The sequence below is a fragment of the Streptococcus mitis genome, from assembly GCF_902159415.1.
GTDB classification, from domain to species: Bacteria; Bacillota; Bacilli; order Lactobacillales; family Streptococcaceae; genus Streptococcus; species Streptococcus mitis_BG.
Map to the genome: position 1 here is coordinate 1,019,559 of NZ_CABGJU010000001.1, position 13,323 is coordinate 1,032,881.

The window sequence follows — 13,323 nt, forward strand, 5'->3', positions numbered from 1 at the left end:
AAATTCCTTTCTTATGGTAAGACATTAGGCCACGGCTCACTAGTCAAGTAAGAGATTGAACTTACACGAATATCTCCGATATCACGGTCAGTAGGTACTGGGTCAGTGAATTGGAAGCGTAGCATATTGCTATCTCCAGCACCTCCAAGATACCAAGTGCCGTATGGTGTGCCCTTGTCGTTGTAAATACCGCCAATTAAGCTAAACTCCGAGCGGAAGCCTACTGGTACTCCGCCTAAACCTAAAATGAAGCAGTTTCTTTCTCGGTCACTAGGTTGGACTTGATACCCTGCACCGCCACGTCTGACAATACCAAACCATCCCCAGCTTAGCCCTCCAAACTGATACATCACGGTATCGTTTTTGCGTCGTACTTTTAGATATGAATTGCCTAGCTTTGAAACAATAGTGAGAGTACGCCAACCAGTGTCCCCTGTTAGCACCTCCCATCCCTGAGAGTCAGTTCCTGAGCGTTTAATCCATTTCAAAGCGCCATTAGTTACAGCGGTATCAACGTAAGTTGTCCCAACTGGTGCTACAACCTTACCATTAGGCATGCCTTGACCGTGAATTTCGTACTGATTGACTTGTCCAGCGGGTGTGTTTGATGCTGCATTAGCTGGTAAGATAATACTCCCACCACCATCGGATAATGTTACAATGTTCCCGTTGATGCTCAATCTCTGAGGGATTCCCACACCATCGCGACCATTTTCGCCTTTAGGACCAGTTAAACCAATAGGTCCTTGAGGTCCGACTGGTCCAGGTAAACCAGCGGGTCCTTGTTCCCCTCGTTCTCCACGAGGTCCTGGCTCTCCATCTCGCCCACGTTCTCCTTGGATACCTTGCAATCCTTGAGGGCCTTGTAAACCGTCTGCCCCTCTTGGTCCAGTTTCGCCTGTTGCACCTTGCGGGCCACGTTCGCCAGGTTCTCCCTTTGGACCAAGCTCTCCTTTGTCGCCCTTTGGTCCTTGAGATAGAGCAACGTTCTGCAACTCTAGCTTGGTTGCAAACTGACTTGTGTCAATGTTAGGCTTGCTCTCTAAGACCTCTACACGCTCTACAAGTGGCTTGTCATTATAGATGGTGTCATTGTCAGGCTTGGTCTTTAAGGCTTCAATATCGGCTGAGATACGGCTTATTTCAGTACGTAGGTTGCTGTCGTCATAAGTTCCGCCTTGTGCTTTAATTTTTTCAAAAAGCGCATCCAACTCTTGCTTGGTCACAACATCCTTGACGTTAACAATTCGCCCTGATTCACGTTCAATAAGTGGTTGCTTAACTGCCTTATCAATCTCGCTTACATGAACATTAAACATAAAGCTATACACATCCGCTGACTGCTCTACTTTTTCAAAATAGATGTAGCCAATAACAGATTCATCAGTCGTGATCAATGATGTATCAAATTGAACCGTGAACGAATTGCCTTCGATAACTGCTTCAACTTCTTTGTATCGTTTGGTGGATTTGAAATAGAATAAACAGATTACCTTAGTAGCAGTCAAATCATCGACTGTGAACTTAAACTCAGCATTATTTTTATCGTGGCTGTAAAACTCGTTATACAGTTTCTCGATACCACGATTACTGGATAGAACGGTTATTTTCCTTTCGATAACCTTTTTCAAATGCTAACCTCCTTTCTTTAAAAAGAAAGAGAACCCAAAAGGGTTCTCGTATACTATTGGTTCATCCACGCATCGTTCATCTGCTTAACTGCTGACTCAACGAATGTATCGAGGTCACTGTCAGTCATGTTGATGTTGTATTTGTTAAGCTCAGCACGAATTTTAACTCGTGCTTGTTCCAGCTTTTCTTCGCCTTTGTAGCCAGTTTCAGCAGATACTTGCTCTACTGCATTAACTGCATTCTTAGCAAGAATTTCAACAATCTTGATTGTTTTTTCTCCGCCTTTTTGAACCAGGTACTCTTTGACAGCTTTGACTGCTACACCTACCAAAATGACTAGGATGCTAATTGCTCCATTGATTAAAATTTCATTAATTTGTTGCATCGTCTTTCTCCTTTACTTCGACTTCAACTTCAACTTTGTCTTTTTGGTCAATATTGACCAATAACTGCCCGATTTTACGAGCGTTATCTTTCTTTAGCTGGTTAATGTAAGGCTTCAAAAATTCAGGGAATGCAAGACCGATAATTTCCCAATTTTCAATCACTGAAAACAGATAATTGAATGAGAAAAACATTGTCCAAGCAATCCCGAAGCTACGGAAACCAAGCGAACGGGCATACATGGCCACAAGTAAGATAACGACAAATACAATGAAATGTCTAATCAATCCCATTGTACCTACCTTGCTATCAAATCGCTTAGTCTTGAATGCCTTGATGTAGCCAGTCACAATATCTAAAATCATCAACCAAAAGAAAAAGTGAATATACGGACTGTATGATAGATTTTTTAAATGTTCTGCTAGTTCGTGAAATGCTAAATCTTGCATAAACACCTCCTATTGAACAGGTTGAGTGTTTAGCTCGCTAGATGTTTTTTCATTCTTTGGTTCTTTTGGTACTTCCCATTTCCACACTGCAAGAATTCCATTTTGAGACGGCGAGCCTTCAAGTTGTTTGAGTGATTCGCCCTGATAGATGAATTGTTGGTTTGTCTGAATCAAGACACGTTTGCCCTCGCCGTTTAATTCAGTGTGTTCAGGGTCTTCGATTGCAAACATTGAACCAGGAGCGTAGCTCTCACCAGTTTTTACAAGTGGAAATAGTTCTACAAGTTCTTTGTAAGTAGTACCGTAAGCGATTTTCTCACCCATGATTGAATCTTGAGCCATAACACGAACTACCTTATTGATTTTTTCAGTGATTTCAAGCAGCTCGTTCTGTTTATTTTCAGTTTGAGCGAGCTTCTGTTCAGCTTGCTCGATTTTAGATTGAGCTTTGACGATCGCTGACCCAGGATCTAGTTCAGCTTTAATAACATCAAGAACCGCTTGAATAAGTGTTTCTTCATTGTCTTGAGTGCGGTCTCCAACGAGTTCACGTTGGTTAGTGCTGTAGCGGTTTCCGTCTTGTAAACGGATTTCTACAACGGTTGTAGTTTTGTCTCCAAAACCACGAGTATAAGGTTTAGTTGCGAGTGTGTAGTTATTAATTGCCATTTGTCATTTGTCCTTTCACTTCTTCAAATTTTGTTTTTAGTTCTTCGTTCGACTCAATGAGATTTAAAATTTCATTGAGTTGTTTTTGCGTGATTTCATACAACGCTTTATAAGTCGCTGCATCACTTGCTTTCATTCCAATATCATCGCTTAAATTTCGGATGATTAGTTGACTAATTTCTTCCTTCATTTACTTCCTCCAATTTGTAATTGAGTTCTTGAATGGCCTTGATAAGATAAGGCACAAGTGCGAATGTGTTATATGAGTAAGCGCCATCTGGATTTTTAAGGAATGCTTCTGGAGCATATTCCTGCACGTCTTGCGCCATGATACCGCATGAGATATCTTCGATTTTCCCATCGTATTCTTTGCGATAACTGTATGTTTTAAGACGGTTGATAACTTCCAGAGCTGATACCTTACTATCTTCGATATTATATTTATATCTACGGTCTGAAACGTCTTTATTTAAAGGAATCCACATATATGAGTCATCTGGTCTATACAAATACGCATATCCATTGGACTCTTCAATACGTTTGAAGTTACCAGATGACAACCAGTAACCTTTTTTGTAAGAATTTATTCTAAAGAAGATATTCCCACTAACTTCCAAGTCCCCGGTGACTTTTGGAGTATTCCAGAATCGTGCTCTGTTATAACAGTACATCTCTCCTGTACGCTTCACGAACCAAGCATATTCCTTTGGTTCATTCCAGTTATCTCCCCAATTGACCCACAGGGCTGTTTGACCCCATTTTGTGCTACCATTGCTCATGCCAACTGCGAATTGGTTAGTACCAGTTAGCCAATATGTGCTTGGGTCTTTGTCATGTGTACCGATTTGAAAGCCACCAATACGACCTTTGAAACCTTCAAGCAAGGTTGCTGAAACTACTACCGAACGTAGTTTATTAATAAAGGCATTCTTAGCAGCTAACTGGTCAGTAAATACATCACTTGATACAATCTTCTTAGCCATCGCTGAGTCCATGACAACCTTATCAGCTGTGATGGAATTAGACTGGATAATGTCTGTATTTAGCGTACCAATACGTGCATCACCGACAAATAAACGCTTAAAATAACCGTCAATAGCTGTGATTTCATCAGCAAGTGTTTTACCTTTTAGACGGATTTTCTCTGCCTCAATTAAGATGTCCTTTGGCGCTAAATTGATTTGTGATGCAACTGCACCTGGACTAGTCAAGGTTTGGATAGCATACGAATCTGATAATTGTGCTACTTGTGTTTGTGTGACAACATCCTGTGTAGAAGTATTGTCAGTGAACTTCTTGGGTGGACTGTCTCCACGGATTAAGGAAATTTGACCGATAGCGACCTGACCGTTTTTAGCCAATATAATTTCAAGAGGGAACTCTTTCCCTTTATTACTAGTCTTCTTAATCGTGAACGTGCCAGTGATGACCTGTTGACCTTTTTGTGTGAGCGTAATTGGTGTAGATGCAAGACCTCCATCTGCTGACCACAAGTCCATTACAAGAGGAGCATCAGGAACGACATCGACCCAAACGAACATTCGATAACTGATTTTCTCGTCTTTAGTAAACGTGGAAGTATTAAGAGGCACTCTGAACCCACGGTATACATTAGAGGTATTCCCTGTGCTTGTAATACGTAGGAGTTTGGTATTCGATTGTACTTCGATTACATTTGCTTCTGCTGCAGTCTTCTCCCACTTACTGAAATTAGTAGGGTCATAAACTAGGTTAAAATCATCCAAGAAATTAGATACACGACTGACTAAGCCATCAGCAGTCTGAATAACTTGTGAAATAGCTTGGTCTTGTCGTTGTAAGGTTTGAGTATGTGATGATACGGTATCACGTACATCGTTAAATTCTACAATACTAACAATTTCAGAAGAGTTAACATCGTAGTCAGTCATACGGTCAGAGTGTTCAAGTTTCATCCCACAGATTTCAATACTGCCGCTTCCACTTTGACCAAATTGGATTGAATTAACGACTGCATCTGCTGTGAATGTGAATTGATATCGAACCCAATCAGTATTTGTGATTGGTTTATTCATACTACGATTATTATCGTTAGTAGTCCATGAACGCATTAAGAGATTTACATTTGGTTTGATAACTCTAGCCCAACAAGACATGGTATATTTCTCACCAACAATTAGGTTAATACCTTGTGCGATATCTTTATTCCAACCATTTGTATTATTTACAATCCGAATACCCTTTTTAATAGCAGTATGTGGCGCATCTGTGAGTGATACTACTTCTGTCTTACCACTACCACCTGATTGATTTAACCTCCACGTTCCATCTAAACCATTTCCTGCTGTGATGATGGAAGAATTCTGCAAGAGGTTGTCATTGCGGATAACGTCTCTCAATTTGGTTTCAATGCGTGAAATTGTCTGTTGGAAACCATCAACTGATTTCTTGACTGTATTCTGTACCTGAGTTGCAGTCTGGAAGCCTTTGTCATTGACTAGCTTATCTACTTCAGTACGTGACAATTTCTCAGTTATCTGACCTGCTTGAAACTCAACCTTGCTTTCAGTAATAGATAACCTGTCGTTGATTGGGTCTAGTTCTGATTTTTTAGCAAAGGTTACAATCGTGTCTTTGATTTTAATGATTTTCGATAAACTAGCGTCTGCTGAAACTGCAGCAGTTTCAGCATCTTCTAGAGCTCTTAGTGCATCTGCACTAGCTTTCTCTGCCAATGCTTGACCATATGCTGCAGTAGATAAAGAATCTTGAACGTTTTTACGAATCTTCTCTATCCTCTCCCTCTGGTCTTCTATAGTGGATTGGTAGTTTCTGTCAAACTCGCTTAATTGATTGTCAATCTTATTAAATAAGATTTGTTTATTTTCTTCAGCAAGTGCCTTAGCTTGTTCGATACCGTCTGTGATTTCATCCTTGATGCCTTGAACTTTACGGTCAAAATCTAAGTCAGCATTCTTGATTTCTTTTTCAAGTTTTGCTTCAAAGATATAGGTCTCGTTCTTCACAGCATCACTTACGACATTCCCGATCGCATTAGCTAGTCCAGATTTAAATTCTCCAAAACCAATAGACTTTAATTTTTTAGCCATTGGTGTGTAGGTATATTTAGTGATTTTCTTCCTTACATCCAAATCGAATGTCTCATGGTAGATACCTACAACATCAAACATCTGCACTGGTACATCACTTTTACCCACAACATCAATTTCAAGGCTATCTTCCATGAGGTCGCATAGGCTAGTTCTGAAATACTGCTTGCCATATTCTGCAAGGCTTGCTTCATCCTTGACATCTTGGTCGTTAACTTCTACAACATCCTCATAAATCTGACTGTATTTATTAATTAAAGGGCTATCGACAACTACTTTATAATGCTTATCATCAGCGTTTTCTCCCTCGCCTTTAACAGTCGTTTTAAAAGTAATTCGTGTCTTTAAAGATTTGGTAGATGTCTTATGCTGATAACTAGATAGGTTTTTCTTATACATAAAAAGCGATTCATTTTCTGAACCGCCATTTTTTAATAACCGTATCTGATAACCATGTCTGACTAAATCACCACCCCATTGACCAAGAATAGAGTGTTTATCCTTAGTCAAGACTTCCATAGCGTTCTTAGTGTCAGTATTAAAGGTATGTCTGTCATCAATATCTGAGAAGAACGAGAACGGATTGTCACGAGTGATGCTTCCAGCGAATCGACTTAAAGCGGTTGAACCAGTATCTCTGTTAAGGTCGATTGGATTGACAACATAGTGATTTAACAAGGTCATGACTTGATTGGCATAAACCTGAATATATCCATGCTGTTTCTCGATTTCAAAAATCACAAAATCTTGTTCACCGTGTAGATCATCAGCAGTCAAGAATGTTTCTTCTCTTAATCGTTGCCATAACACATTGTTAGTAGGAAATTTAAACGTTAATTGATAGGTGCTATTTGCTTCTTGCGTGATGTTATCATCGTATGCTGCATTAAGAGGGATATTCCCTTCTGTTAAATAAATCATACTAGATACCTCCAATTAGGACGAATAGTCACCTTACGTACATCGCCTGTATAAGTCACACCGTTAAGACCAACAGGGATTTCAAAGAACCCACCACGTTTTCTGAGTGTGTTCTGCACTGCCCCACTGGCATTGAAGATGTTTTGTTTTCCTTGTCTGCAATCAATCGTAGCTTTATTATTAATCGTCAAGTGCATGGTTTTACGTCCGATAGTGAGCGACACATCTCCATTGCCTTCAATCTCGATGATAGGCTCTGAATAGACCGTACCGATATTCTCAATTGTTCCAGCACTTGTTAGAACTACTGGTGCGACATTTTTCGGATACCTGAACGGTTGCATGTCTAGTTTGATAGATAATTCCCAACCATACATGCCTTTGGGGATAATTTCTGTATCTAGCAAATCGGCATAGAATAATGAATCAGGCTGATAGCTAAATTCCAACTGATTTCCAACTGCTTTGATTTTTTCAACCAAAGTTGCTAAATCAGAAAAGCGCTCAAAGAAAATACGAATAGTTCTTTCGTAGTTCTCATAAGCGCCATCTACTTGATTATAGCTACCATTTGTACCGTATAACTTCATTTGTTCTGAGAAACGAGGGATGGCAGAACGAATTGTTCCAAAGTCTACAACCACACAATTTCTTAAACCAGATGTTGTGAAATCATTTATTTTTAAATAATTCGACATTAAATGCCCTCCCTTCTCATGATATTCCCTTGATATTGGTAAGAACTTTCTGCAATCACTCGTCCATCAAGGTAAGTATTGGTATCTTTATCCAACAAGCGACCTAATAAATTCTCTAAACTTTCTTTCAAGCTAACTAATTCTGAAACAACAGCTTGGTTATCTCCACCACTATATCCACCGATTGTATAAGAAGTATTCTGATATCCACGGTTGCTACCTTTAGTATTGATACTCTGAATTCGTCTAGTTAGGTGAGAAATCTTCGTATCTTCAAAACCAATACCATTCTCATAATTCGGAATGCCTAAACGGTTCATTAAGCTACGAGTTTTACCTGCACGCATAACTTTAGTGCCTGGAGGTAGTGGTAGTGTCACATTTCGACCATGTGGAATGAATGACGTACCATCAGGAAGTGTAACCATTTCCTTATAAAGTGATCCTCTTTGGTCATTGACCGTTGCAAGACCACCTGGGTGATTATTTGTACCTTTTGCGTGTTTCTGTGTGAATGTTCTTGTGATAATATCAATAAATTTAACAGCTGGTAAAGATGCCAAACCTCCTAACACGCTACTGATAGCACTTTGGGTGTTGTTTTGAGCTTTAATGCTGATAGGATTATTTTGCTTAACAGCATTTACTGATTGACTTGCTGAGTTTGCTTCACCTTGTGTTTTATTTGTAGCATTGATATCGATTGGAAAGTTTTGCTTAATCGCATTGATTCCAGCACTTGCAGATGCAGATTCTGGACCTGTTAAATCTGTTGCATTAATTCCAATAGGTGTTTCTTGTTTTGGAGAGTTAACACTTAATGATGCACTTGCTACTGCACCAGCTGTGTTATCAACCGCATCCAACGACTTGGTTTGAGCAGGTGCTAAATTCCACTCAATTAGTTTATCAATTGAAAGCTGACTGCCATACAAAACATTATTTGGATTGACCTTCAAATCTTTTGTAATTGGAGTGGTTGCATTCCAGGTTGTTAAGGTATCGGTTGAGCGTGAAACAGCATTTCTAAAGTTTTCATCATTAGCAAGCAATTCTTTCTGTTTTGGAGCTAAAGCATCATAATTAGTAAGTGCTTTTGTTGCTTCATCTGCCTTACTCATGATGTCAGTATTCTTTAAAAGAAGCTCTTTAACATTAGCAGGCATATCATTCCAAATCTTGAGGTTCTTTTCGCTATCAAAGATAGCTTGTAAACCAGCTTGATTTTGAACAATTAGTTGTTTCTCTTCAAGGGTCATAGTTGACCACTTGCCAGATTCTACAAGGGCTTCTGCAATTGTCACACGAGCATTAGAGTTAATATCGGCTGTTTTAGCAATGAATTGTAGTTGCTCCCAACCTTCTGCAGATTTAGCCGCTTCTCCAATAACTTCCTTAACATTTGATTTAATTTCAAAATTACCATTCTTGTCAATATTCCCAACAAGCAAAGACCAAGCATCATTTGCTTCTTTAACTTCCTTACTCATATCGCTGGTATATTTAGCTAGAATACTGTGAGAATTTCCAGCCTTTTCAGATGCTTCTGCTGCCTTCTGGCCAATTGCTTCATAAGATAGACCATATTCTTCCAAAGCTTTTTTAGCTTCTTCCCAATAGTTCCAGTTTTGACCAGTGCGGGCTTTAACTTTTTCATCAAGAGTTTTCATAACTTGATAATACTTAGTACCCAAAGCTTCCATTGTTTGAGTGTGGTTAGCTTCAAGTTGTTGCATTTTCTTGTTGTAAGTCTCTTGATCAATAGCTTTTCCATCGAGCAACTCTTTCAACTCACTCTTAGATGTTTCGTAAAGATTCTTTTCTTCATCCAAGGCTTGCTTAAGAACATCTTTTGTATGTTTTAATTGAGTTTCATTTAGACTTGCAACCTCTCCATTCAGCGCTTGCAATGCTGCTTTTTGTTGCTCAGCAGATAAGCTCATCATAGAAAGTTTAGCTTTAATCATCTCATTTTGGTTATTCAAGATGATTTCTTTTTCTTCTTGAGAAAACTTGCTCGCATCACCATTGTGGCGTTGATAAATCTCATTAATTTGATTCATCATGGCTTCTGTATTAGATACAACCTGACCATTCTTTTCTCTAGCTCTAGCAATATCTTCTTCACTAAGACCCCATTTAGCACCTAGTTCTTCCATACGTTTGTTGGATTTCTCTGCGCTCTCTGCTACCTCATCATAAAGCTTTTTAAAAGCACCACTTACTTTTTCAACATCACCAGCGTGAGTTCCAAAGTTTGCGACTGCAGTAGCTGTTTCATCAACTGTTTTTTGGAAGCTTCTTAACTCTCCTCTTGCAGTATCACTTAATTGTGAACCAAATTCTTCAGTCTTTATTCTCGCTTTATCTTTCTCATTTCCAAGATAGACAAGACCTGCAGTTGCTAATGCTATACTACCAACTATCAATCCTAAAGGATTTGCAAGAGCACCAAATGCACCAGATAAAGACCCAGCACTTGTTGATACACCTGCCATTGCAGTTTCAGCTGCTCCCGCTGAACTTGATAAAGCAGTTAAACCAGCTGGTAGATTTGCAAGATATTTAGCTGAACCACTTAGAAATCCAATACCTTTTGATAACCCACCGATAGCTTTAACAAAACCACCAATGACTGAGATACCACCGCCTAACAACTTCAAAGCAGGGCCTAATGCTGCTGCAAACAATCCCCATTTCAAGATATTTTGTTGTTGCTCTGTCGATAATGAACTAAATTTTTTAGCTAATTCTGATAAATTTTCAATCCATGGTTTTGCCGCATTCAGCCCTTCTCTTAGGGCTTTAATCAATGGCCCTCCAAACTCGATTGCAATATCTGTAAGTTGGTTTCTAAACATCTTTAATTGAGACTCAGTAGTCTCATAACGTTTATTTGCTTCATTGGTTAAGGCAGTATTTTCTTTCCAAGCTTGATTAGAACGATTTACTGCCGCACTCATTTTATCTGATGCAAGGGCTAATGATTTCAGCATGTTTCCTTGTCGGATACCTTTCATTCCAAGGTCTGACAAAATTCCATCCATATTCTTGCCTTCTTCGTGGGCTTTTTGTAAACCTTTAATGAATGATTGTAAAGCTTCCGCTGGTTTCTCTTTCCAAGCTTGAGAAAAACTTTCTGATGTAGTACCAGCAATTTGAGCTATCAGCTCTAACTTCTCTTTAGCTCCTTTGCCAACCCCAGATACCGCCTTACCAATACCAGTGAGGGTTTGAACCATGGCAGTACCACCTGCTTCTGCTTCAATCCCTACACTACTCATGGCAGTTGCAAGACCTAAAATATCTGGTGTGCTTAATCCTGCTAGTTTACCACCTGCGGCTAAGCGGTTGGTCATCTCAACAATATCTTTTTCAGTTGTAGCAAAGTTGTTACCTAGGTCAACAACTGAAGCACCAAATCTTGAATAATCGTTTGATGTCAAGCCCATGATGTTTGCTACTTTAGCAATTGCAGTTGCAGCTTCTTCAGCACTTAGGTTAGTTGATTCTCCCATATCAATCATGGTACGTGAGAATGACAAGATATCTTCTGCCTTAATACCAAGCTGACCTGCTACTTCTGCTACGTTTGCAATCTCAACTGCACTAGCTGGCAATTCTTTAGCCATTTGACGGATACCGTCTGACAAGTTTTTATAAGATACAGTGGCAGTTTCATCTACTGTCTTTTTAACCCCAGCAAATGCAGATTCATAGTCGATTGCTGCTTTTACTACAAGACCAGCACCCGCTACGATTGGAGCAGTAACTCCACGGGTTAAAGCAGAACCAAAACCAGAAACAGTTTGACCTACTTGACTGATTTTATTACCGACTTCCTGTGCGCTTTTTCCAAATTTAGTGAATGCACTATCATCGATATAAGCTCGTCTCATAGATCCAGCTAATTGTTCATAGCGATTTTGTAATTCAGCTACTTTAGCAGCAGTAGCTGTCATACTAGCACTTGCTTCAACTAACTTCTGCTTTTGCTCTGCAGTAGCGGTCGAAACATCTCCAATACTTGCTTTTAATTGGTTGTATCGTTCGCTTTGTGAACTCAATACTTTTTGATATGAGTTTAAGGCCGAACCAGTCTGGGATAAAAGACCTTTTAAGTTGCTGACATTATTACCAGCTCCCTTAAAATTGTTTTCCATCGCCTTTAGGGAATTATCAACACCTTTTAAATAAGTTTTCAACCTCCCAACATTTGACTGAAAAGGAGCGACATCTAAGGTTGCTGTGGCGACTAATTCGCCAATGTTACTTGCCATTTAATCTCCTTTCTTTTTTTATCCAAAAAGGAATGGGAAGGCCTTGTCAAGGGTTGTTTCTTCTTCCTCTTGGCTTTCTTTTGTTTCTAAAGCCTGCACCATCAAATCAAAATCTGATAAGCGCATACTTTTAATATCATGGATTGTATATCCTTGACTCATTAGTGATTGAACCCAAACTAATAAATTGTTTTGAGCTTCTTTAGGGCTTAACCCTTTTTCTTCTTTTTTCCCTCTGTGGTCTCTTTTTCTTCCTGTTTCCCACCGAGAGCAGCAAGGTATAAGTTGTTCAAAGTTTCAAGTGTTTCTACGCTAGCACATTTAATATCATTTACTTCAAACTGTTCACCGTACATTTTCACAAACATATCTAGATATGCTTCATTCAATTCACGATGTTTAATAGGATTTAACAAATCCTCTTTATTTTCATACAAGGCAGTTTGTCGTACTTGATGTTCCAATGCTAGTAAATTATCTTCAACATTTACATAGTCTTTAGAAAATTCTTTCAAAACACCTGCTTTTTTAAACTTAATTTCAAACATTTTATTAACTCCTTAAAAAAATAAAGGCTTGGGAAAACCAAGCCTAACCTAATTACTCTTGTCTTGTGGCAACTGCACTCACAGGTGCAGCACCACTTACGACTTTGGGAAGACTAATTCACGGAACTTATCTTCTTGGAATTGTGGGTTGTCTTCACGACCAACTACGATTACAAGAGCATCATCATCGTCTCCACGAGCTACAAAGCTACCAGAAACAGTATCATTCTTAGGTTCTGGTGAACCGTCTTTAGTTTCCAAATCCATTCCTGGAAGAGAAAATTTACCTTTAAGAAGACCGACCCAGATACCTTTACCATCATCACCAGTTGTACGGAACAAGCAAGCGATGTCGTTTGGAGTCATCTTCTTATTGTATTTTTCAACACCATTTTCAACAGTGATACCATAGAAGTCTTTACGAGCTTCACTACCCAAATCCAACCATGACACTTCAAGAGTTGTTCCAGTGATACCAGAAGATAATACTACGTATGGTCCATCATCTGCTGTGATAGTGTTCAATTCATTTGTGATATCCAATTTTGCCGATTTCAAACCAGGGATTTTTTTAGTATCGCCTGTGACAATGTTTTTATTGTCCAAAACCCCATATTCAAAACCACGTAAACCAAATTTAACTTTAGACATTT

The 13,323-nt window shown here is 39.2% G+C and carries 10 protein-coding genes; all 10 read right to left on the reverse strand.

The annotated features are described in order from the left end of the window. Positions 1-11: 11 nt before the first annotated feature. Entirely contained in the window at positions 12-1,631 is a 1,620-nt protein-coding gene (locus tag FN031_RS05335; RefSeq protein ID WP_185928442.1) for a collagen-like domain-containing protein, read from the reverse strand. Between the two features lie 53 nt (positions 1,632-1,684). Next, positions 1,685-2,017 (reverse strand): phage holin, encoded by a 333-nt coding sequence (locus FN031_RS05340; RefSeq protein WP_142558265.1) that lies wholly within the window; start codon positions 2,015-2,017, stop codon positions 1,685-1,687. Next, positions 2,004-2,465: a phage holin family protein gene (locus tag FN031_RS05345; protein WP_142558267.1), complete on the reverse strand. Its 462-nt coding sequence runs from the start codon at positions 2,463-2,465 to the stop codon at positions 2,004-2,006. Before FN031_RS05345 ends, FN031_RS05340 begins: the two co-directional genes overlap by 14 nt. 9 nt (positions 2,466-2,474) lie before the next feature. Next, the gene (locus tag FN031_RS05350; protein WP_142558269.1) at positions 2,475-3,134 is read right to left on the reverse strand and encodes a hypothetical protein; all 660 of its coding nucleotides are present in this window, start codon (positions 3,132-3,134) and stop codon (positions 2,475-2,477) included. Further along, a complete protein-coding gene (locus FN031_RS05355; RefSeq protein WP_142558271.1) occupies positions 3,124-3,324 on the reverse strand; it encodes a hypothetical protein in 201 nt (66 codons plus the stop codon). Before FN031_RS05355 ends, FN031_RS05350 begins: the two co-directional genes overlap by 11 nt. Beyond that, positions 3,308-7,144 (reverse strand): phage tail spike protein, encoded by a 3,837-nt coding sequence (locus FN031_RS09165; protein WP_260604694.1) that lies wholly within the window; start codon positions 7,142-7,144, stop codon positions 3,308-3,310. The genes FN031_RS05355 and FN031_RS09165 overlap by 17 nt, the downstream gene beginning before the upstream one ends. Continuing rightward, a complete protein-coding gene (locus FN031_RS05370; protein WP_142558272.1) occupies positions 7,141-7,842 on the reverse strand; it encodes a phage tail protein in 702 nt (233 codons plus the stop codon). The genes FN031_RS09165 and FN031_RS05370 overlap by 4 nt, the downstream gene beginning before the upstream one ends. Further along, entirely contained in the window at positions 7,842-12,122 is a 4,281-nt protein-coding gene (locus FN031_RS05375; RefSeq protein ID WP_142558273.1) for a phage tail tape measure protein, read from the reverse strand. The genes FN031_RS05370 and FN031_RS05375 overlap by 1 nt, the downstream gene beginning before the upstream one ends. Positions 12,123-12,331: 209 nt before the next feature. Then, a complete protein-coding gene (locus FN031_RS05380; protein ID WP_142558275.1) occupies positions 12,332-12,670 on the reverse strand; it encodes a hypothetical protein in 339 nt (112 codons plus the stop codon). 96 nt (positions 12,671-12,766) lie between these two features. Further along, entirely contained in the window at positions 12,767-13,321 is a 555-nt protein-coding gene (locus FN031_RS05385; protein ID WP_142558277.1) for a major tail protein, read from the reverse strand. Positions 13,322-13,323 lie beyond the last annotated feature (2 nt).

Coding starts and splice junctions, on each gene's coding strand:
- FN031_RS05380 (WP_142558275.1), bottom strand. CDS start 12,670: ATGTTTGAAATTAAGTTTAAAAAAGCAGGTGTTTTGAAAGAATTTTCT.
- FN031_RS05370 (WP_142558272.1), bottom strand. CDS start 7,842: ATGTCGAATTATTTAAAAATAAATGATTTCACAACATCTGGTTTAAGA.
- FN031_RS09165 (WP_260604694.1), bottom strand. CDS start 7,144: ATGATTTATTTAACAGAAGGGAATATCCCTCTTAATGCAGCATACGAT.
- FN031_RS05375 (WP_142558273.1), bottom strand. CDS start 12,122: ATGGCAAGTAACATTGGCGAATTAGTCGCCACAGCAACCTTAGATGTC.
- FN031_RS05355 (WP_142558271.1), bottom strand. CDS start 3,324: ATGAAGGAAGAAATTAGTCAACTAATCATCCGAAATTTAAGCGATGAT.
- FN031_RS05340 (WP_142558265.1), bottom strand. CDS start 2,017: ATGCAACAAATTAATGAAATTTTAATCAATGGAGCAATTAGCATCCTA.
- FN031_RS05385 (WP_142558277.1), bottom strand. CDS start 13,321: ATGTCTAAAGTTAAATTTGGTTTACGTGGTTTTGAATATGGGGTTTTG.
- FN031_RS05345 (WP_142558267.1), bottom strand. CDS start 2,465: ATGCAAGATTTAGCATTTCACGAACTAGCAGAACATTTAAAAAATCTA.
- FN031_RS05350 (WP_142558269.1), bottom strand. CDS start 3,134: ATGGCAATTAATAACTACACACTCGCAACTAAACCTTATACTCGTGGT.